The 20,344-nt window shown below is 61.4% G+C and carries 17 protein-coding genes; 13 read left to right on the top strand and 4 right to left on the bottom strand.

Annotation, left to right across the window (positions count from 1 at the left end):
* Positions 1 to 27: 27 nt before the first annotated feature.
* Positions 28 to 1,476 carry an alanine/glycine:cation symporter family protein gene (locus HU724_RS00580; protein WP_016772471.1) on the bottom strand — a complete coding sequence of 483 codons (1,449 nt, stop codon included), beginning with the start codon at positions 1,474 to 1,476 and terminating at the stop codon, positions 28 to 30.
* 558 nt (positions 1,477 to 2,034) lie between these two features.
* A complete protein-coding gene (aspA, locus tag HU724_RS00575; protein WP_016772472.1) occupies positions 2,035 to 3,459 on the bottom strand; it encodes an aspartate ammonia-lyase in 1,425 nt (474 codons plus the stop codon).
* Positions 3,460 to 3,639: 180 nt separating this feature from the next.
* On the opposite strand from aspA, the gene HU724_RS00570 reads away from it, so the two are divergent.
* The 5 genes from HU724_RS00570 to HU724_RS00550 all read left to right on the top strand — a co-directional run bounded on the left by HU724_RS00570 (position 3,640) and on the right by HU724_RS00550 (position 7,455).
* Complete coding sequence (locus HU724_RS00570) at positions 3,640 to 4,548, top strand: LysR substrate-binding domain-containing protein (RefSeq protein WP_024014837.1); 909 nt, start codon at positions 3,640 to 3,642, stop codon at positions 4,546 to 4,548.
* Between the two features lie 335 nt (positions 4,549 to 4,883).
* A complete protein-coding gene (purE, locus tag HU724_RS00565; protein WP_007920220.1) occupies positions 4,884 to 5,375 on the top strand; it encodes a 5-(carboxyamino)imidazole ribonucleotide mutase in 492 nt (163 codons plus the stop codon).
* Positions 5,376 to 5,385: 10 nt separating this feature from the next.
* Positions 5,386 to 6,468, top strand: a complete 1,083-nt coding sequence (locus tag HU724_RS00560) for a 5-(carboxyamino)imidazole ribonucleotide synthase (RefSeq protein WP_186568778.1) — start codon at positions 5,386 to 5,388, stop codon at positions 6,466 to 6,468.
* Between the two features lie 111 nt (positions 6,469 to 6,579).
* Positions 6,580 to 6,825, top strand: coding sequence for a GlsB/YeaQ/YmgE family stress response membrane protein (locus HU724_RS00555; RefSeq protein ID WP_016772475.1), 246 nt, complete (start codon positions 6,580 to 6,582; stop codon positions 6,823 to 6,825).
* A 93-nt stretch (positions 6,826 to 6,918) separates the two neighbouring features.
* Entirely contained in the window at positions 6,919 to 7,455 is a 537-nt protein-coding gene (locus HU724_RS00550; RefSeq protein ID WP_016772476.1) for a DUF3299 domain-containing protein, read from the top strand.
* A 202-nt stretch (positions 7,456 to 7,657) separates the two neighbouring features.
* Here HU724_RS00550 and HU724_RS00545 read toward each other — a convergent pair whose 3' ends face one another.
* Together HU724_RS00545 and HU724_RS00540 are read right to left on the bottom strand one after the other, a co-directional pair.
* Entirely contained in the window at positions 7,658 to 8,557 is a 900-nt protein-coding gene (locus HU724_RS00545) for a D-hexose-6-phosphate mutarotase (protein ID WP_186568779.1), read from the bottom strand.
* Positions 8,558 to 8,614: 57 nt separating this feature from the next.
* On the bottom strand, positions 8,615 to 9,019 hold the full coding sequence (locus HU724_RS00540) for an acyl-CoA thioesterase (RefSeq protein WP_003229628.1): 405 nt from the start codon (positions 9,017 to 9,019) through the stop codon (positions 8,615 to 8,617).
* Positions 9,020 to 9,396: 377 nt separating this feature from the next.
* Between HU724_RS00540 and HU724_RS00535 the strand changes: the two genes are divergently transcribed.
* From HU724_RS00535 to HU724_RS00500, 8 genes are all read left to right on the top strand, one after another.
* Positions 9,397 to 10,695: an MFS transporter gene (locus HU724_RS00535; RefSeq protein WP_186568780.1), complete on the top strand. Its 1,299-nt coding sequence runs from the start codon at positions 9,397 to 9,399 to the stop codon at positions 10,693 to 10,695.
* Positions 10,696 to 10,928: 233 nt separating this feature from the next.
* On the top strand, positions 10,929 to 11,927 hold the full coding sequence (locus HU724_RS00530) for a phosphate ABC transporter substrate-binding protein PstS (RefSeq protein WP_016772480.1): 999 nt from the start codon (positions 10,929 to 10,931) through the stop codon (positions 11,925 to 11,927).
* A 220-nt stretch (positions 11,928 to 12,147) separates the two neighbouring features.
* Entirely contained in the window at positions 12,148 to 14,433 is a 2,286-nt protein-coding gene (locus HU724_RS00525; RefSeq protein WP_186568781.1) for an ABC transporter permease subunit, read from the top strand.
* Positions 14,434 to 14,449: 16 nt separating this feature from the next.
* The gene (pstA, locus tag HU724_RS00520) at positions 14,450 to 16,120 is read left to right on the top strand and encodes a phosphate ABC transporter permease PstA (protein ID WP_016772481.1); all 1,671 of its coding nucleotides are present in this window, start codon (positions 14,450 to 14,452) and stop codon (positions 16,118 to 16,120) included.
* Positions 16,121 to 16,264: 144 nt separating this feature from the next.
* A complete protein-coding gene (pstB, locus tag HU724_RS00515; protein ID WP_133335602.1) occupies positions 16,265 to 17,098 on the top strand; it encodes a phosphate ABC transporter ATP-binding protein PstB in 834 nt (277 codons plus the stop codon).
* A gap of 126 nt (positions 17,099 to 17,224) precedes the next feature.
* Positions 17,225 to 17,986: a phosphate signaling complex protein PhoU gene (gene phoU, locus HU724_RS00510; RefSeq protein WP_016772483.1), complete on the top strand. Its 762-nt coding sequence runs from the start codon at positions 17,225 to 17,227 to the stop codon at positions 17,984 to 17,986.
* A 176-nt stretch (positions 17,987 to 18,162) separates the two neighbouring features.
* Positions 18,163 to 19,107, top strand: coding sequence for a response regulator (locus HU724_RS00505; protein ID WP_186568782.1), 945 nt, complete (start codon positions 18,163 to 18,165; stop codon positions 19,105 to 19,107).
* A 316-nt stretch (positions 19,108 to 19,423) separates the two neighbouring features.
* Positions 19,424 to 20,320: a peptidoglycan DD-metalloendopeptidase family protein gene (locus HU724_RS00500; RefSeq protein WP_186568783.1), complete on the top strand. Its 897-nt coding sequence runs from the start codon at positions 19,424 to 19,426 to the stop codon at positions 20,318 to 20,320.
* Positions 20,321 to 20,344 lie beyond the last annotated feature (24 nt).

Below are 20,344 nucleotides of genomic sequence, written 5' to 3'. Positions count from 1 at the left end.
GCAGGGGATGCGCCCGTCATTCACCTGTCAGCGTTGCGCTGCAGGTACGCCTTGCGGCGCAGTTTCAGTCTGGCCCGCCGCTGCTGGCGGGTTCACCGGCCAGGCGTTGCGATCCAGATCCAGGTCGGCGAATTTGCTCGAGTCGAACACTGGCTGTTTGACGCCGGCGCGACGCTGCTCATCGTAGTCGCGCATCACCCGCAGGCCGACCTTGAACAGCATGGCCAGGGCCACCAGGTTGACGAAGGCCAGACAGGTCATGGTGATGTCGGCGAAGGCGAACACTGTCGTCAGGTCCTGCATCGAACCCCACACCACCAGCGCCAGCACCAGGCCGCGGAACAGCATCAGCAGGGCGCGGTTACGGCTGAGGAACTGCAAGCTGTTCTCGCCCAGGTAGTAGTTGTAGAGGATGCAGGTGAAGACGAACAGCGACAGCGCGACGCTGACGAACATGCGACCCCAGTCACCGACCACGGCAGCCAGCGAGTTCTGGGTCAGGACGATGCCGTCACCTTCGAAGCCCGGGGTGTAGAAGCCCGACAGCAGGATCAGCAGCGCGGTGCAGGTGCAGATCACGAAGGTGTCGAGGAACACGCTGAAAGCCTGGACCACGCCCTGCGCGCCCGGGTGCTTGACGGCGGCCACAGCGGCGACGTTCGGCGCACTGCCCAGGCCCGCTTCGTTGGCGAACACGCCACGCTTCACGCCCATGACAATGGCGCTGCCGAGCAGACCGGCAAAGGCCGGGTCGAGGCCGAAGGCGCTCTTGAAGATGGTTTCCAGCATGGCCGGTACGTGTTCGATCTGGGTGCCGATCACGTACAGGGTCACGCCGATGTAGGCCAGGGTCTTGATCGGTACCAGCAGGTCGGAGACCGAAGCGATGCGCTTGATCCCGCCGATAAAGGTGATGGCCAGCAGCACCGCCAGGACGATCCCGGTGTGTTGTGGGTTGAAGTCAAAGGCGTTCTGCAGCGAGTGGGTCACGGTGTAGGACTGCAGGCCGATGAAGGCGAAGCCGTAGGTGACCAGCAGCAGAACGGAGAAGACTATCGCCATGCCCTTGAGCTTGAGCCCGTGCTGGATGTAATACGCCGGGCCACCACGGTACAGGCCGTCGCCATCGGCGCGCTTGTAGACCTGGGCCAGGGTGCACTCGAAGAAGCTGCTGGACATACCGACCAGTGCGGTCACCCACATCCAGAACACCGCACCCGGACCACCGAGGGTCACGGCGATGCCGACACCGGCAATGTTGCCTGCACCGACGCGGCCGGCGAGGCTGAGCATCAAGGCCTGGAACGAGCTGAGTTGCCCGGCGCTGCCTTTGAGGCTGTCGCGGAACACCGCGAACATGTGGAAGAAATGACGCAGTTGAACGAAACGCGAGCGAATCGTGAAGTAGCTACCGAGCCCGACAATGAGCACGATCAGTACTTTCCCTGAGAGGAAGTCGTTGATGACTTCGAGCATGGATTTATCCTCGCTGTTTTTTGTGGGTGCAAATGCTGGATCGGAGAAACATCGTGTTACACCGGCATGCACGCGGCACGACGGGTGAGGCGAAGGTTTCGTCCCGGATCCATATCGCGGGTTTTGTTATTAGTTCGGGTTTCGCATGGGTTATGGCCTCGTTACCGACAACCGCTCACGCGAAGAGGGGCGGCACTATACCGATCAGTGGCGCGCCCGTCTGCACGGTAGTGGTGCAAGCGACGAAACGAAGCTTTGAAACACTTGGCGTTTGTGGCGAGGGGATTTATCCCCGTTCGGCTGCGAAGCAGTCGTAAACCATTGCACGCGGTGTTTCTGGTACATCCTTATTGTTGGTATCGGGGCCGCTTCGCAGCCCAGCGGGGATAAATCCCCTCGCCACAAGGGCTCACGTGCATATTGTTCAGTCCTCTACGTTCGGGTTTCAGGATCAAACAGTTAAAAAAAAGGGCTCGGGGACAAAATCCCCAAGCCCTCAAAAGGTGAGAGGTGTCTAGTCCCTCGACCTGGTGAGCGGTGCTACAAGTTCGCGTCGGCTCAGGCTTTGAGCGGAACCAGACGCGGGGCAATCATGTTTTCCGGGCGCAGGATGTCGGCGAGCATGGCTTCGTCGAGCAGACCTTCTTCGCGCACCAGTTCCAGCACGCCGCGGCCGCTTTCAAGGGCGATACGGGCGATGCGGGTGGCGTTTTTGTAGCCGATGTACGGGTTCAGTGCGGTGACCAGACCGATCGAATGCTCGACCAGTTCGCGGCAGCGCGCTTCGTTGGCGGTGATGCCGACGATGCAGTGCTCGCGCAGCATGTCCATGGCGCGTTGCAGCAGGCGGATCGAATCGAGGATCTTGAAAGCGATCAGCGGCTCCATCACGTTCAGTTGCAGCTGGCCGCCTTCGGCTGCCATGGTCAGCGCCAAGTCGTTACCGATGACCTGGAACGCGACCTGGTTCACGGCTTCCGGGATCACCGGGTTGACCTTGCCGGGCATGATCGAGCTGCCTGGCTGACGCGCCGGCAGGTTGATTTCATTGATGCCGGTGCGTGGGCCGCTGGACAGCAGGCGCAGGTCGTTGCAGATCTTCGACAGCTTGACCGCGGTGCGCTTGAGCATGCCGGAGAACAGCACGAAGGCGCCCATGTCGGAGGTCGCTTCGATCAGGTCGGCGGCCGGTACCAGCGGTTGCCCGCTGATCAAAGCCAGACGTTGAACAGCCAGTGCCTGATAACGCGGGTCGGCGTTGATGCCGGTGCCGATCGCGGTGCCGCCGAGGTTGACTTCGGTCAGCAGTTCCGGGGCCAGCGTCTTCAGACGCGCGAGGTCTTCGCCCATGGTGGTGGCGAACGCGCGAAATTCCTGGCCGAGGGTCATCGGCACGGCGTCTTGCAGCTGGGTACGGCCCATTTTCAGGACGTGGTCGAACTCTTTGCCCTTGGCCGCGAAGGCCTGGATCAGGCTGTCGAGGCTGGCCAGCAGCGCGTCGTGACCCAGCAGCAGACCCAGACGGATCGCCGTCGGGTAGGCGTCGTTGGTCGACTGCGCCATGTTCACGTCGTCGTTCGGATGCAGGTACTGGTATTCGCCTTTCTCGTGGCCCATCGCTTCCAGAGCAATGTTGGCGATCACTTCGTTGGCGTTCATGTTGGTGGAAGTACCGGCGCCACCTTGAATCATGTCGACCACGAACTCTTCGTGGTAATCGCCGCGGATCAATCGGGCACAGGCTTCGCTGATGGCAGCGTGCTTGGCTTCGCTCAGGTGACCCAGCTCGCGGTTGGCGTCAGCGGCGGCCTGTTTGACCATCGCCAGGCCCACAACCAGTTTCGGGTAATGCGAAATCGGAACGCCCGAGAGGCGGAAGTTGTTCACCGCTCGCAGGGTCTGGATGCCGTAATACGCATGGGCCGGTACTTCGAGGGCGCCAAGCAGGTCGGTTTCTGTGCGGAAAGATGCAGCGGAGGACATGATAGAAATCATCTCGATAAGGACCCGGTCTGTGCCGGAACGCTGCGAATGCTAGGCTTGTGGGGATTTTTGGGCCAATGCTGTTCAGCACTGCCCTATGCACATTCGGCATAATGCCCATGTGACGCCGTCTGTGCGGCAGACGTGTGACCTGTTTTGGTGCGTGTCCGGGAGGACGTGATGAATCTGGAAAGCAAATGGCTCGAGGACTTCAGTGCCCTGGCCGCCACTCGCAGCTTCTCGCAGGCGGCCGAACGGCGCTTCGTGACCCAGCCGGCGTTCAGTCGGCGGATCCGCAGCCTCGAAGCGGCGCTGGGGCTGACCTTGGTCAATCGCTCGCGCACGCCGGTCGAACTGACAGCGGCGGGGCAGTTGTTTCTGGTGACCGCGCGCACCGTGGTCGAACAGCTCGGCGAAGTGCTGCGCCATCTGCATCATCTGGAAGGCGGGCAGGGCGAGGTGATGCAGGTGGCGGCGGCACACTCGCTGGCGCTGGGCTTTTTTCCGCGCTGGATCGCCCAGTTGCGTAACGAAGGACTGAACATCGCCACGCGGCTGGTGGCGACCAACGTTGGCGACGCCGTGCACGCTTTGCGTGAAGGTGGCTGCGATCTGATGCTGGCGTTCTACGACCCGGATTCGGCGATGCAGATGGACCCGGAAATCTTCCCGTCGCTGCACTTGGGCCAGACCGAAATGCTGCCGGTGTGCGCGGCGGATCTGGATGGCAAACCGCTGTTCGATCTGGAAGGCGAGGCCAGCGTGCCGTTGCTGGCGTACAGCGCCGGGGCGTTTCTCGGCCGTTCGGTGAATGGATTGTTGCGCCAGCGCCAGTTGCGCTTCACCACGATCTACGAAACCGCGATGGCCGACAGCCTGAAAAGCATGGCGCTGGAAGGCCTCGGCATTGCCTGGGTGCCGCAACTGAGCGTGCGCGCAGAGCTGGCCCGCGGTGAACTGGTGGTGTGCGGCGGCCCGCAATGGCATGTGCCGCTGGAGATTCGTCTGTACCGCTGCGCCCTGGTGCGCAAGGCCAACGTGCGGTTGCTGTGGCGCAAGCTTGAAGGCGGTGCCGCACAAAGCGCTTGAAGCTGATGAAGATCGAGTGTGGGAGCGAGCCTGCTCGCGAATGCGGAGTTTCAGGCGCTGAGGTATCGTCTGACGCAACGCTTTCGCGAGCAGGCTCGCTCCCACAGGGGGATTTTTGCGGTGTTCTTTCGCTGACCTCAAGGTCAATAAAACCGGGCGTTTCGCTCATTTGACAGATGGTCGTTTCGGGGGCTGTTTATTGCTTTCTTTGCGGTATACTGCGCGGCCTTCGGCCGGCACGTCCGGCCATTTTTCGTACAATCAAGCCACGCAACCTGCGTGGCTTGTTGTTTTATGACGCGCCTGCGGGCGCTCCAGAGAGAAGAGGCGCGACGATGAGTGCACTGGTTGGCGTGATCATGGGCTCCAAGTCCGATTGGTCCACCCTTAGCCACACCGCCGATATGCTGGAAAAGCTCGGCATCCCGTACGAGGTCAAGGTGGTTTCCGCCCACCGCACCCCGGATCTGCTGTTCCAGTACGCCGAAGAGGCTGAAAGCCGCGGCATCGAGGTGATCATCGCCGGTGCCGGTGGCGCAGCCCACTTGCCAGGCATGTGTGCGGCCAAGACCCACCTGCCGGTGCTGGGCGTGCCGGTGCAGTCGGCCATGCTCTCGGGCGTCGATTCGCTGCTGTCGATCGTGCAGATGCCGGCCGGCATTCCGGTCGCCACCCTGGCCATCGGCAAGGCCGGCGCAATCAATGCCGCTCTGCTCTCGGCGAGCATCCTCGGCGCCAAGCACCCGCAATTTCACGCGGTACTGAAAACCTTCCGTGCCGAGCAGACAGACAGCGTCCTGGACAATCCAGACCCACGTATTGCCTGAGGTTGTTGAGATGAAGATCGGTGTAATCGGTGGCGGCCAGTTGGGTCGCATGTTGGCCCTGGCGGGGACTCCGCTGGGCATGAACTTCGCTTTTCTCGACCCTGCGCCGGACGCCTGTGCGGCCGCGCTGGGCGAACACCTGCGGGCCGATTACGGCGATCAGGATCATCTGCGCCAACTGGCCGATGAAGTCGATCTGGTGACCTTCGAATTCGAAAGCGTCCCGGCCGAAACCGTGGCGTTTCTTTCGCAATTCGTGCCGGTCTACCCGAGCGCCGAAGCCCTGCGCATTGCTCGTGACCGCTGGTTCGAAAAGAGCATGTTCAAAGACCTCGGCATTCCGACCCCGGCCTTCGCCGACATCCAGTCGCAAGCCGATCTGGAAGCCGCCGTCGCTTTCATCGGTCTGCCGGCCGTGCTGAAAACCCGCACCCTGGGTTACGACGGCAAGGGCCAGAAAGTCCTGCGCAAGCCGGAAGATGTTGCCGGTACTTTCGCCGAACTGGGCAGCGTTGCCTGCCTGCTGGAAGGCTTCGTGCCGTTCACCGGCGAAGTGTCGCTGATCGCCGTGCGTGCCCGCGATGGTGAAACGAAGTTCTATCCACTGGTGCACAACACCCACGACAGCGGCATCCTCAAGCTGTCCGTCGCCAGCACCGATCACCCGTTGCAGGCGCTGGCCGAAGATTATTCCAGCCGTGTGCTCAAACATCTCGACTACGTCGGCGTGATGGCTTTCGAGTTCTTCGAAGTCGACGGTGGCCTGAAAGCCAACGAAATCGCCCCGCGCGTGCACAACTCCGGGCACTGGACCACCGAAGGTGCCGAGTGCAGCCAGTTCGAAAACCACCTGCGTGCCGTGGCCGGCCTGCCGCTGGGTTCGACCGCCAAGGTCGGCGAGAGCGCGATGCTCAACTTCATCGGCGTAGTGCCGCCGGTGGAAAAAGTCATCGCCATCGAAGACTGCCATCTGCATCACTACGGCAAAGCTTTCAAGGCCGGGCGCAAGGTCGGCCATGCCAACCTGCGCTGCGCCGACATGGCCACGCTGCAAGCGCAGATCATCAAGGTCCAAGCGCTGATCGCCGAGTAAACCAGTTTCATGTGGCAGCGGCGGAACCATTCAGGGGCCGCCGTTCTCTCATGGCAGGATGCCAAAGTCTGTCTAGGCTTTGGCATATCTACCAAATTAGAGGGAAATGCCATGGGAATTATCGGAACCATCTTTATCGGCTTGATCGTCGGCCTGCTGGCTCGGTTCCTGAAACCGGGCGATGACAGCATGGGCTGGATCATGACCATCCTGCTCGGTATCGGCGGTTCGCTGGCAGCCACCTACGGCGGCCAGGCTCTGGGCATCTATCAGGCGGGCGAGGGCGCGGGTTTCCTCGGCGCACTGGTCGGCGCTGTCGTGTTGCTGGTGATCTACGGTCTGATCAAAAAGAACTGATCGAAAGCGACCAAGCCCTCTCGGCCAGCGCGGCCGGGAGGGCTAGAATGCACGGCGACTCACCGTCCATTCCTTTGCCTGCCGAGCACCTTCATGCGCCGTCTTCTGTTGACTCTCCTCTTGCTGGGCAGCTATCTCGCCCACGCCGGCGAACTGCCGGAAACCGACTGGCTGGAACTGATGCCCAAGTCGGATCAAAAGGCCCTCGAGGCCATGCCGGAAATCGACCACAACTCCCCCGAAGCCACCGGCACCTTCACCGAGAAAGGCGGGATGAAGCAGGCCAAAGGTCTGCCGGCGGTGATGTATTCGACGAAAACCGTGGCGTCGATGAACGACAAGCACATCCGCATCGGTGGTTACCCGGTGCCGCTGGAGTCCGATGCCAAGGGCCGCAGCACGTTGTTCTTCCTCGTGCCGTATCCGGGCGCCTGCATCCACGTACCGCCACCGCCGCCCAATCAACTGGTGCTGGTGCGATATCCGAAGGGTTTGAAGCTGGACGATATCTACACACCGCTGTGGGTGACCGGCACGCTGAAGATCGAGAAGGTCAGCAATGACCTCGCTGATGCGGCGTATGCGCTGGAGGCGGAGAAGGTGCGGGTGGTGCAGGAGGCTGATCTCTAAAGCGCGCCGCACATAAATTTGGGAGCGAGCCTTTGTGGTGAGGGGATTTATCTGTGGTGAAGGGATTTATCTGTGGTGAAGGGATTTATCTGTGGCGAGGGGATTTATCCCCGCTGGACTGCGCAGCAGGCCCCAGCTTTTGATTTAAAAAAAGCGGGGGCCGCTGCGCGACCCAGCGGGGATAAATCCCCTCGCCACATTCCTAGAGCGGCGTAGCAGCTACGCTGACACCCATCGTATGGCTCGCACCCGGCGCCAGGGTCACCAGATCATCCATCACATTCGCCGTTTCGATGCACAGCATGCGCTGCCAGCCATCGTTGTCCATGTCCGGCAGAGCGGCGGCGCGGTCGATCCACGGGTTCCAGATCACCGCCGTGCGCGAGCCGGTAGAGGTCAGCACGATGCGTCGTTCCCACGTCGGATCAACGATGCTCAATTGCGGCGGAACGTCGAGGTAGATGCGGTCGGTCTCGCCGGCGAAATGCAGATCGCCGCTCTGGCTGGCCGTGTTCCAGTCATCCAGGGTCTCGATGTAGTTGAGCCCGGCCACGCCGTCGACATGCACATTGCGCACGTCACTCACGGCGAAATAGGTGTGCAGCGCCTGACTCAGCGTGACGCTGTCAGTACCACGGTTATGGCTGGTCAGGCTGTAATGCAGTTGATCCGCCAGATGCAGGGTCAGGGTCAGATCGACTTCGTGGGGCCAGCCCGGCAGGCCACCTTCCGGGTAGGGCAGCTTGAACTCGACCTTGATGCCGTCAGCCTCTGACTCGATGTTGCCCAACTGCCAATCCATCGCCCGCACCAGACCGTGCGCGGGGGCCGGTTGCGCGCCGGTGTACATGGCCTGCACGCTGCTCGGGTTGCGTTCGAATTTGCCGAACCACGGCCAGCACACCGGCACGCCGGCGCGGATGCTTTTGCCGGTCTTGAACTCGGCCTTGTCGTTGAGCCAGATGATCGGCGGCTGGCCGTCGATCTGATAACTGAGGATGTGCGCGCCTTGCTGGGCCACCAGCACTTCGGCCTTGCCGTGGCGGATGCGCCAGCAGTTCAGTTCATCCTGTTTCACGGCTTCAACGTTGGGCGTGTTCATGGGCAACTCTCGATCAGACACTGGGGACGACTATCGACCGCAAAACGGCCGCGAGGTTTAACGCGCGCGTGGCGGCACCGAACGGGTGCGACCGCTGCCGTCGATGGCGACGAAAACGAAAACCGCTTCGGTGACCTTGCGCCATTCGCTGGACAGTGGGTCATCGCTCCACACTTCGACCATCATCTGGATCGAGCTGCGGCCGATTTCCAGGGTCTGGGTATAAAAGGACAACTGCGCGCCGACCGCGACCGGGACGAGGAACGCCATGCGGTCGATGGCGACAGTGGCAACGCGGCCGCCGGCCACCCGGCTGGCCATGGCAGTGCCGGCCAGATCCATCTGCGCGACCAGCCAGCCGCCGAAAATATCGCCAAAGCCGTTGGTTTCGCGGGGAAGTGCGGTGATTTGCAGGGCCAGGTCGCCCTGTGGGATCGGATCTTCTTGTTCGAGCTCTATCATGCCGAGGGGCCTCTGACCCGTGACTCTTCGTGGGTATTGCGGGTGGTAGCCGTCTTCAAGAAAAACGATTCAACACCGAACACACTGCGTTCGTCACGTTTTCCATCAGGCGCCTAAAGGGAAACTCTGCGAAAAAGGCTAAATCCCGAGCAAAGGACGGGCCAACAACGTTTTCGCACAGCAACCTCTTACAAATCCTGCGCAGGTGGCGAGTATATCGGTCGATAGACCCCGCGACGACCACCCGGTTCTGATTTCGACCGTCAATTACGCGCCTCTATGTGCTTTTTCGAACAATTTGCTATGGTGCCGAACCTGTCCGAGCCACCGCCAGCGTTGTTGTGGCGACAGATTCGACTATAAGAGAAGCCCTTGCCATGACCACAGCGCCTTCGAGCCTCGCGCAGCCCGAGCAACCCGCACGACCGTTGACCCGCAATGACTACAAGACTCTGTCGCTGTCCGCCCTCGGCGGGGCGCTGGAGTTCTACGATTTCATCATCTTCGTCTTCTTCGCCACCGTCGTCGGCAAGCTGTTCTTCCCGGCCGACATGCCCGAGTGGCTGCGCTTGATGCAGACGTTCGGCATCTTTGCTGCCGGCTATCTGGCGCGCCCTTTGGGCGGCATCGTCATGGCGCACTTCGGTGACCTGCTGGGGCGCAAGAAGATGTTCACCCTGAGCATTTTCATGATGGCCGTGCCGACCCTGATCATGGGCCTGCTGCCGACCTACGCGCAGATCGGCATCTGGGCGCCGATCCTGTTGCTGCTGATGCGGGTGATCCAGGGCGCGGCGATTGGCGGCGAGGTGCCGGGAGCGTGGGTCTTCGTTTCCGAACACGTACCGCAAAAGCACATCGGTTATGCCTGCGGCACGCTCACCAGCGGTTTGACTGCCGGCATCCTCCTCGGCTCGCTGGTCGCCACGGCGATCAACAGCATTTATACGCCAGCTGAAGTGTCGGATTACGCCTGGCGGATCCCGTTCCTGCTCGGCGGCGTGTTCGGCCTGTTCTCGGTGTACTTGCGCCGCTGGCTGCACGAAACTCCGGTGTTCGCCGAACTGCAATTGCGCAAGGCACTGGCCGAAGAAGTGCCGTTGCGCGCGGTGCTGCGTGATCATCGCGGCGCCATCGCCATTTCGATGCTGCTGACCTGGCTGCTGTCGGCCGGCGTCGTCGTAGTGATCCTGATGACCCCGACCGTGCTGCAAACGGTCTACCACTTCTCGGCGACCACGGCGCTGCAAGCCAACAGCCTGGCCATCGTCTTCCTCAGTCTCGGCTGCATTGGCGCCGGCGCACTGGCTGATCGCTTCGGCGCCGGTCGCGTATTCGTGTTCGGTTGCCTGGGCCTGCTGATCAGCTCCTGGACCTTCTACCACAGCCTCGCCGACCACCCGGACTGGCTGTTCCCGCTGTACGCACTGACCGGTTTGCTGGTCGGTACCATCGGCGCGGTGCCGTACGTGATGGTCAAAGCGTTCCCGCCGGTGGTTCGCTTCAGTGGCTTGTCGTTCTCGTACAACGTCGCGTACGCGATCTTCGGTGGCTTGACGCCGATGGTGGTGAGCCTGCTGCTGAAGGAAAGCGCGATGGGGCCGGCTTACTATGTTGCGGTGTTGTGCGGCGTGGGGATGGTGGTCGGTGCGTGGCTCTGGAAAAACGGCCGCTGATTAACGGCTGATCGTTCCCACGCTCTGCGTGGGAATGCATCCCGTGACGCTCTGCGTCACCTCTGGAAGCGGACGCGGAGCGTCCCTGGCGGCATTCCCACGCGGAGCGTGGGAACGATCTGTCGCGACATACTGGCCTTTCATCCAATTGTCATATTTCAGCCATAGAGTGTTCACATGGCCTGCTGATACTTGGCCCCGACTTAACACACCCTATCTGCTAGGAGTAAGGCATGAAACTGAAGCGTTTGATGGCGGCAATGACTTTTGTCGCTGCTGGCGTTGCGACTGCCAACGCGTTCGCCGCTGTTGACCCTGCTATCCCGAGCTACACCAAGACCACTGGTGTGTCGGGCAACCTGTCCAGCGTCGGTTCCGATACCCTGGCCAACCTCATGACCCTGTGGGCCGAGAACTACAAAAAAGAATACCCGAACGTCAATATCCAGATTCAGGCTGCCGGTTCTTCCACCGCGCCACCTGCACTCACCGAAGGCACCGCCAACCTGGGCCCGATGAGCCGCAAGATGAAGGACAACGAGCTGCAGGCTTTCGAACAGAAGTACGGCTACAAGCCGACCGCAATCCCGGTTGCCGTGGATGCCCTGGCGGTGTTCGTGCACAAGGACAACCCGATCAAGCACCTGACCATGGCTCAGGTCGATGCGATCTTCTCCTCTACGCGTCTGTGCGGTGCCAAGGCTGACGTCAAGACCTGGGGTGACCTGGGCGTGACCGGTGACCTGGCCAACAAGCCGGTTCAGCTGTTCGGCCGTAACTCGGTGTCCGGCACCTACGGCTACTTCAAGGAAGAAGCCCTGTGCAAAGGCGACTACAAGCCGAACGTCAACGAACAACCAGGTTCGGCGTCGGTGGTGCAGTCGATCAGCAGCTCGCTTAACGGCGTCGGCTACTCGGGCATCGGCTACAAGACCGCCAGCGTGAAAACCGTCGCCCTGGCCAAGAAAGAAGGCGGCGAGTTCATCGAAGACACCGAAGAAAACGCCCTGAACGGCAAGTACCCGCTGTCGCGCTTCCTCTACGTTTACGTCAACAAAGCCCCGAACAAGCCTCTGGCCCCGCTGGAAGCCGAGTTCGTGAAGCTGGTGCTGTCGAAGCAGGGCCAGGAAGTGGTAGTGAAAGACGGCTACATCCCGCTGCCAGCCAAAGTTGCTGCCAAGGCACTGGCTGACCTCGGTCTGCAGGAAGGCGGCGCTGTCGCCAAGAAGTAACACCCTGAGGCCGGCCTGAAGCCGGACTCCTGTGGGAGCGAGCCTGCTCGCGAAGGGGTGGTCACATGTACCAACGATGTGACTGACCCGACGCCTTGGCGAGCAGAAGCGCTCCTGCAACCACCAAATTTTCGACTCCGCTGCCGGACTTCCGGCTGGCGGATTTGCTGCGTCACTGCACTGTCATCTTTCTGTCATACAGGATCGCTAGGGTGTGCGCATGAATGATCTGGCCAATTCCCCAATGACTACGTCTTCCCCTCCCAAGCGCATTGATTTCAATACGCCTGAGCTGCAACGCAAGCGTCGCATCCGCGCGCTCAAGGATCGCTTCACCCGTTGGTACGTCCTCGTTGGCGGCCTGGCGGTGCTGGCGGCCATCACCCTGATCTTTTTCTTCCTCGCCTACGTCGTTGCGCCACTGTTTCAAGGCGCCGACCTGACCGCGAAAGACTCGATCACCCCGGCCTGGATGCAGGACGCGGGCAAGCCCCTGATGATCTCGCTCGAAGAGCAGAATCAGGTGGCCATGCGTGTATCCGACAAGGGCCAGGCGCTGTTCTTCGATCTCGACAGTGGCGCTGAATTGAGACGTGTCGATCTGCCGCTGCCTGCGGGCGCTACCGTGACGTCCATTGGCGAAGACCAGCCGGGTCATCCGCTAGTGGCCGTGGGGCTGTCCAATGGTCAGGCGTTGGTGTTCCGTCACACCTATAAAGTCAGCTACCCCGATGGCAAGAAAACCATCAGCCCGGCCATCGAATATCCCTATGGCGAGGCACCGATCGCACTGAACGAAAGCGGCGGCGCGCTGGAGCATGTCAGCCTCAATGCCACCGACTCGACGCTGATGCTGGTCGGCTCCACTGGCTCGCAACTCAACGTGCTTTCGCTGACCAGCGAAGAAAACATGATGACCGGCGAAGTCACCAACGAGCAGACGCGCATCGATCTGCCGCAGATGACCGAGCCGGTGAAAAACATCTTCGTCGACCCGCGCCAGCAGTGGCTGTACGTGGTCAACGGGCGTGCCCAGGCCGACGTGTTCAGCCTGCGCGACAAGAGCCTCAATGGTCGCTACAAACTGCTGGAAAACGCTGACGCCCAAGTCACCGCCACCGCGCAGCTGGTCGGCGGTATTTCGCTGATCGTCGGCGATTCCAAGGGCGGTCTGGCCCAGTGGTTCATGGCTCGCGATACCGATGGCGAGCAGCGTCTGAAGCAGATCCGCACCTTCCAGATGGGCACCACGCCGATCGTTGAAATCGCTGCCGAAGAGCGCCGCAAAGGCTTCCTCGCCCTTGATGCCAGCGGCAAGCTCGGCGTGTTCCACAGCACCGCACACCGCACGTTGCTGGTCGATCAGGTGGTGGATGGCCAAGGCCTGTTCGGTCTGTCGCCGCGCGCCAACCGAGTGATCGTCGAAGCCGACGGCAAGCTGCAACCGCTGCTGCTCGACAACCCGCACCCGGAAGTATCGTGGAGCGCGCTGTGGAGCAAGGTCTGGTACGAGAACTACGACGAGCCTAAATACGTCTGGCAGTCGACCGCCGCCAACACCGATTTCGAACCGAAACTGAGCCTCTCGCCGCTGACCTTCGGCACCCTGAAAGCCGCGTTCTACGCCATGCTGCTGGCGGCGCCACTGGCCGTCGCTGCGGCGATCTACACCGCGTACTTTATGGCCCCGGGCATGCGCCGCAAGGTCAAACCGGTGATCGAACTGATGGAAGCGATGCCGACGGTGATCCTCGGTTTCTTCGCCGGCCTGTTCCTCGCGCCGTACGTAGAAGGCCATCTGCCGGGCATCTTCAGCCTGCTGATGTTGCTGCCGATCGGCATTCTGGTCGCCGGTTTCACCTTCAGTCGTCTGCCCGAATCGATCCGCCTGAAAGTCCCGGACGGTTGGGAAAGTGCGCTGCTGATTCCGGTAATCCTGTTTGTGGGCTGGCTGTCGCTGTACATGAGTCCGTTCATGGAGAACTGGTTCTTCGGTGGCGACATGCGCATGTGGATCTCCCACGACCTGGGCATCACCTACGACCAGCGCAACGCTCTGGTGGTCGGTCTGGCCATGGGTTTCGCGGTGATTCCGAACATCTACTCGATCGCCGAAGACGCCGTGTTCAGCGTGCCGCGCGGCCTGACCCTGGGTTCGCTGGCCCTCGGTGCGACGCCGTGGCAGACCATGACCCGCGTGGTGATCCTGACCGCCAGCCCGGGGATTTTCTCGGCGCTGATGATCGGCATGGGCCGTGCGGTCGGCGAAACCATGATCGTGCTGATGGCCACCGGCAACACCCCGGTCATGGAGATGAACCTGTTCGAAGGCCTGCGCACCCTGGCCGCCAACGTCGCGGTGGAAATGCCCGAGTCGGAGGTCGGTGGCAGCCACTACCGCGTGCTGTTCCTCTCGGCGCTGGTGCTGCTGCTGTTCACCTTCGTCATGAACACCCTGGCAGAACTGATTCGTCAGCGTCTGCGCAAGAAATACTCGTCGCTTTAAGCAAAGGTAGAAGTCTGTGAAACAGAACTCCCTGAAAGGATGGTTCAAGAGCGGCGCCCCGGGCGTCTGGATCAGCGGTGGCGCGGTGTCCATCGCGGTCATCATGACCATTGGCCTGTTGGCGGTGATTGCCGTGCGCGGTCTCGGTCACTTCTGGCCGGCGGACCTGATCCACGCTCACTACGACGTACCGGGCCAGGCCAATCACCTGGTGATCGGCGAAGTGGTGCAGAAAGAAGAAGTGCCGCGCGCACGTCTCAAGAGCGCCGGCCTGCCGGTGCCTGACGAAGGCCCGGAATTCATGACCCGCGAGCTGATCAAGGTCGGCAACCGTGACCTGAACGGCAACGACTTCACGTGGATCGTCGGCGAGTGGCTGACCAAGCAGACCACGCCGCCCGAGCTGATGGCGATCGAGCGTCGTGAGTGGGGCAACTTCTACGGCTATCTGGTCAACGTCAAACAGGATGGCAAGGTCATCGCCGAGGGCGAGGCCGCATGGCCTGAACTGCAAGCGCGCATCGATCGGGTGAACGATCTCGCGGCTCAACTGAAGACGCTGGAAAAAACCGACATCGGCGCGATCAACGCCGGTCTTGAACGCATCCGACTGCATGGGCGCAAGCTCGAGCTGGAAGGCAAGCTCGACGCCACCGCACAAGCGGACATGGAATCCGAGCGCGCCGAGCTGGACGCGCGCTACAAAGATATCGAAGCACGTCTGTCTGATTTGCATGCTCAGTTCAACCGCGACGCCTTGACCGCCCGTGACGCCAACGGCAAGGAAATCGAAATCGGTCTGGGCAAAGTCGTGCATGCCTACCAGCCAAACGGCATGAGCACCTTGACCAAGGTTGGTTTCTACTTCAGCAAGATCTGGGAATTCCTCTCCGACGACCCGCGTGAAGCGAACACCGAAGGCGGGATCTTCCCGGCGATCTTCGGCACCGTGATGATGACCCTGATCATGGCGATGATCGTCACCCCGTTCGGCGTGCTGGCGGCGGTGTACCTGCGTGAATACGCCAAGCAGAACACTCTGACCCGGGTCATTCGCATCGCGGTGAACAACCTCGCCGGCGTACCGGCGATCGTTTACGGCGTGTTCGGTCTGGGCTTCTTCGTTTACGTGCTGGGTGGCTCGGTCGACCGCTTGTTCTTCCCTGAAGCATTGCCGGCGCCGACCTTCGGCACGCCGGGCCTGCTCTGGGCTTCGCTGACCCTCGCGCTGCTGGCCGTGCCGGTGGTGATCGTGGCGACCGAAGAAGGTCTGGCGCGGATTCCCCGCACTGTGCGTGAAGGTTCGTTGGCCCTCGGCGCGACCAAAGCGGAAACGCTGTGGAAAATCGTCATCCCGATGGCCAGCCCGGCCATGATGACCGGGATGATCCTCGCCGTGGCCCGTGCCGCCGGTGAAGTGGCGCCGCTGATGCTGGTGGGTGTGGTGAAACTGGCGCCGTCGCTGCCGGTGGACGGCAACTACCCGTACCTGCACCTGGACCAGAAGATCATGCACCTGGGCTTCCACATTTATGACGTCGGCTTCCAGAGCCCCAACGTCGAAGCAGCCCGCCCGCTGGTGTACGCCACCGCGCTGCTGCTGGTGCTGGTGATCGCGACGCTGAACCTGTCGGCGGTGTATATCCGCAACCACCTGCGCGAAAAATACAAAGCACTGGACAGCTGATTTTGCAGCACTGATTTCCATGTGGGAGCGAGCCTGCTCGCGAAGGTATCACCGCGGTTTCATAGACAAACCGCAGCGCCTGAATCGCGAGCAGGCTCACTCCTACAAAAACCGAACCGAATTTGTTAGCACAGGGAGCCTCCCATGCAGCACGAAACACACAGCCACGGCATCAACATGTCTGCCCTGGGCCGCGACAAGCAGAGCCTGGACCTGGCGCAGGAAACCGTTGCCATCGAAGTACCGGGCCTGAGCCTGTACTACGGCGAGAAACAGGCACTGTTCGACGTCAGCATGAACATCCCGAAACAGCGCGTGACTGCGTTCATCGGCCCGTCGGGCTGCGGTAAGTCGACGCTGCTGCGTACCTTCAACCGGATGAACGATCTGGTCGACGGCTGCCGTGTCGAGGGCGCGATCAACCTGTACGGCAACAACATCTATCGCAAGGGCGAAGACGTGGCCGAGCTGCGTCGTCGCGTCGGCATGGTGTTCCAGAAGCCCAACCCGTTCCCGAAAACCATCTACGAAAACGTGGTCTACGGCCTGCGCATCCAGGGCATCAACAAGAAGCGCATCCTCGACGAAGCCGTTGAGTGGGCTTTGAAAGGCGCGGCGCTGTGGGACGAAGTCAAAGACCGCCTGCACGAATCGGCCCTCGGCCTGTCCGGTGGTCAGCAACAGCGTCTGGTGATCGCGCGCACCATCGCGGTTGAGCCGGAAGTGCTGCTGCTCGACGAACCGTGCTCGGCTCTCGACCCGATCTCGACGCTGAAAGTCGAAGAGCTGATCTACGAGCTGAAGTCCAAGTTCACCATCGTCATCGTTACCCACAACATGCAACAGGCGGCACGGGTGTCCGACTACACCGCGTTCATGTACATGGGCAAACTGGTGGAATTCGGCGACACCGATACCCTGTTCACCAATCCGGCGAAAAAGCAGACCGAAGACTACATCACCGGTCGCTATGGCTGATTAAGGCAGCTGCAAGCCGCAAGCTTCAAGCTTCAAGCGGCAAGAAAGAATTGGTGCGATATCAGGACTTACACATAACTGCTTGAAGCTTGCAGCTTGAAGCTTGCAACTTTCGCGGAGCGAACAATGATTTCCAAAGAAGGCCTTACCCATCACATTTCCGCGCAGTTCAACGCCGAACTGGAAGAAGTGCGCAGCCACCTCCTGGCCATGGGCGGGCTGGTCGAGAAGCAGGTCAACGACGCGGTCACGGCGCTGATCGAGGCCGACTCCGGCCTGGCTCAGCAGGTCCGTGAGATCGATGACCAGATCAACCAGATGGAACGCAACATCGACGAAGAATGCCTGCGTATTCTCGCCCGTCGTCAGCCGGCAGCCTCTGACCTGCGTTTGATCATCAGCATTTCCAAGTCGGTGATTGACCTTGAGCGTATCGGCGACGAAGCCACCAAGATCGCCCGTCGTGCCATCCAGTTGTGCGAAGAAGGCGAAGCGCCGCGCGGTTACGTCGAGGTTCGTCACATCGGCGACCAGGTGCGCAACATGGTCCGCGATGCGCTGGACGCCTTCGCCCGTTTCGACGCCGATCTGGCCTTGTCGGTGGCGCAGTACGACAAGATCATCGACCGCGAATACAAAACCGCTTTGCGTGAGCTGGCCACCTACATGATGGAAGACCCGCGCTCTATCTCGCGGGTGCTGAGCATCATCTGGGTCCTGCGTTCACTGGAGCGCATCGGCGACCATGCGCGCAACATCTCCGAACTGGTGATCTACCTGGTGCGCGGTACCGACGTGCGCCACATGGGCCTCAAGCGCATGAAAGAAGAAGTTGAAGGCACAAGCGCTGAAACCGCTAATGTTCCGGGCGAAGCTGACGATAAGTAAGTTTGCCTGAGAAAAGCGCCCGGCCCTCTGGCCGGGCGTTTTTGTTTCTGCTTTTCAGAAGCGGATTCGTATCAAAAGCAGCACCCGCGAACGAAAGGTCCCGGCGTGACTGAAGAGTTTTGGCAATGTGCCATCAGCCAGCGTTATGCTTGCCGGGATTTTAATAGGGGTGTTGGATGAGCAAGATCAGTGTATTGGTCGTGGACGACGCTTCGTTCATTCGTGACCTGGTGAAAAAGTGCCTGCGTAATTACTTCCCGGGGATCCGCACCGAGGACGCCATCAACGGCAAAAAGGCCCAGGCCATGCTGGCCCGAGAGGCGTTCGACCTGGTGCTGTGCGATTGGGAAATGCCGGAAATGTCCGGCCTCGAACTGCTGACCTGGTGCCGCGAGCAGGACAACCTCAAGACCATGCCGTTCGTCATGGTCACCAGCCGTGGTGACAAGGAAAACGTCGTGCAGGCGATTCAGGCCGGCGTATCCGGTTACGTCAGCAAGCCGTTCACCAACGAGCAGCTGCTGACCAAGGTCAAGCAGGCACTGAACAAGGTCGGCAAGCTCGACACCTTGATGAACAGCGCGCCGACCAAAATGAATTCGGCATTCGGCAACGATTCCCTGAGCGCACTGACCGGCGGCAAGCCGGCCGTGGTCGGCGGCGCTGCGGCCAGGCCTGCCGCTGCCGCTGCCGCTGCTGCCCCCGCTCCAGCCGCTGCGCCGTCGCGCGGTTTGCTCAACAGCCCGCCAGTTCAGGCGCCCGGTGCATCCAAGGCGCCGGTGGGCGGTCGTGGTCAGGGCCAGTTGCGCCTGCCGAGCGGTACTCAGCAATGCGTGATCAAGGCCTTGAGCATCAAGGAAGCCCTGCTGGTAGTGAAGCGCACAGAAACCCTGCCGCAGATCCTCGACAGCGCCGTGCTCGATCTGGAGCAGGGTGACAACGCCGAGATCGCGCGCCTCAACGGTTACCTGCACGCCATCGTCGCCCACGAGCAGAAAGCCGACAGCGACTGGCTGCAACTGACCTTCCGCTTCGTCGACCAGGATGCGCAGAAGCTCGACTACATCTCGCGCCTGATCGCCCGTGGCACGGCGCAAAAGCACTTCGTACCCGGCGCGTAAGCTTCGTCGGCCGATAGGGCGCCTTCGCGAGCAGGCTCGCTCCCACCCTGGAACGCATTCCAAATGTGGGAGCGAGCCTGCTCGCGAAGGGGCCAGCCAAAACACCACTTGTCTCCCGTGCTCTGATCGTTCCCACGCGCAGCAAAGGAATGCCTCAACCGGACGCTCCGCGTCCTCTGTGCAGGGGACGCAGAGCGTCCCGGGCTGCATCCCCACGCAGAGCGTGGGGACGATCATTTGAAACATCTGTCGACTAGCCTGGTCTGTCTCAGCTGCTAGGCTGATTCCCAGGCCTTCCTTCGACAGACTTTTGCCCATGCTCGCGCGCCTGCTGTTCTTCTGCGGTCTCTGCCTGGCCTCCCAGCTGGCGATGGCCATGACCATCTACAAATCCACCGACGCCAACGGCGTGGTCTCGTACAGCGACCGCCCGAGCAAAGGCGCGAAAGTGTTCGTGTTTCAGGACCGCATGGTCGAGCGCCTCGAGCGCCAGGTGTACCTGGACATCAAGAAGCAGAAGGGCGTTGATGTGGTATTTGCGCGCAACGATCTGTACGCGCCGGTTGAGGTTGCCCTGGCCTTCATCGGCACGAGCAATGTGCGTGGCGCGCCGTCGCGAGCGATCCGTCGTGTGCTGCCACCGCGCAGCAACACGCGGCTGGCGCTGCTGACGGCGATCAGTCGTGACCAGCCGCTGGTGTATTCGCCGCAGTTCCAGTATTCGCTGGGCGACCCCGCAGGCACCGCGCAGAGCTATCGCTATCCGCTGCCCTGGCGTGGCGGGCCGTTTCGCCTGAGCCAGGGCGCCAACGGCCAGTACAGCCACTACGGGCCGAAAAACCGCTACGCCATGGACATTGCCATGCCGGTGGGCACGCCGATCATCGCCGCGCGAGCGGGTGTGGTAGTCAAGACCGAGAACTCCCAGAGCGGGCGCGGCACCGATGCCTCCGGCAATTTCGTCCGGGTGCTGCACGACGACGGCACCATGGGCGTGTACCTGCATCTGAAACAGGGTTCGGTGAGCGTGCGCGAAGGCCAGCGGGTCAAGGTCGGCAGCCCGCTGGCGCTGTCGGGCAACACCGGCAACAGCAGCGGCCCGCACCTGCACTTCGTGGTGCAGCGCAATACCGGCGAAGGGCTGGTGTCGATTCCCTATCAGTTCAACCAGCCGCTGGGGGCGTTGCCCAACTTTGCGTTGGGCAAACAGTAGGCGCGATAGGGTGTTGAGGGTTTT

The sequence above is a fragment of the Pseudomonas iranensis genome, assembly GCF_014268585.2.
GTDB classification, from domain to species: Bacteria; Pseudomonadota; Gammaproteobacteria; order Pseudomonadales; family Pseudomonadaceae; genus Aquipseudomonas; species Aquipseudomonas iranensis.
Note: the sequence above shows the minus strand (reverse complement) of the source record. Positions and strands in the feature narration are given on the sequence as shown.

Coding starts and splice junctions, on each gene's coding strand:
- HU724_RS00580 (WP_016772471.1), bottom strand. CDS start 1,476: ATGCTCGAAGTCATCAACGACTTCCTCTCAGGGAAAGTACTGATCGTG.
- aspA (WP_016772472.1), bottom strand. CDS start 3,459: ATGTCCTCCGCTGCATCTTTCCGCACAGAAACCGACCTGCTTGGCGCC.
- HU724_RS00570 (WP_024014837.1), top strand. CDS start 3,640: ATGAATCTGGAAAGCAAATGGCTCGAGGACTTCAGTGCCCTGGCCGCC.
- purE (WP_007920220.1), top strand. CDS start 4,884: ATGAGTGCACTGGTTGGCGTGATCATGGGCTCCAAGTCCGATTGGTCC.
- HU724_RS00560 (WP_186568778.1), top strand. CDS start 5,386: ATGAAGATCGGTGTAATCGGTGGCGGCCAGTTGGGTCGCATGTTGGCC.
- HU724_RS00555 (WP_016772475.1), top strand. CDS start 6,580: ATGGGAATTATCGGAACCATCTTTATCGGCTTGATCGTCGGCCTGCTG.
- HU724_RS00550 (WP_016772476.1), top strand. CDS start 6,919: ATGCGCCGTCTTCTGTTGACTCTCCTCTTGCTGGGCAGCTATCTCGCC.
- HU724_RS00545 (WP_186568779.1), bottom strand. CDS start 8,557: ATGAACACGCCCAACGTTGAAGCCGTGAAACAGGATGAACTGAACTGC.
- HU724_RS00540 (WP_003229628.1), bottom strand. CDS start 9,019: ATGATAGAGCTCGAACAAGAAGATCCGATCCCACAGGGCGACCTGGCC.
- HU724_RS00535 (WP_186568780.1), top strand. CDS start 9,397: ATGACCACAGCGCCTTCGAGCCTCGCGCAGCCCGAGCAACCCGCACGA.
- HU724_RS00530 (WP_016772480.1), top strand. CDS start 10,929: ATGAAACTGAAGCGTTTGATGGCGGCAATGACTTTTGTCGCTGCTGGC.
- HU724_RS00525 (WP_186568781.1), top strand. CDS start 12,148: ATGAATGATCTGGCCAATTCCCCAATGACTACGTCTTCCCCTCCCAAG.
- pstB (WP_133335602.1), top strand. CDS start 16,265: ATGCAGCACGAAACACACAGCCACGGCATCAACATGTCTGCCCTGGGC.
- phoU (WP_016772483.1), top strand. CDS start 17,225: ATGATTTCCAAAGAAGGCCTTACCCATCACATTTCCGCGCAGTTCAAC.
- HU724_RS00505 (WP_186568782.1), top strand. CDS start 18,163: ATGAGCAAGATCAGTGTATTGGTCGTGGACGACGCTTCGTTCATTCGT.
- HU724_RS00500 (WP_186568783.1), top strand. CDS start 19,424: ATGCTCGCGCGCCTGCTGTTCTTCTGCGGTCTCTGCCTGGCCTCCCAG.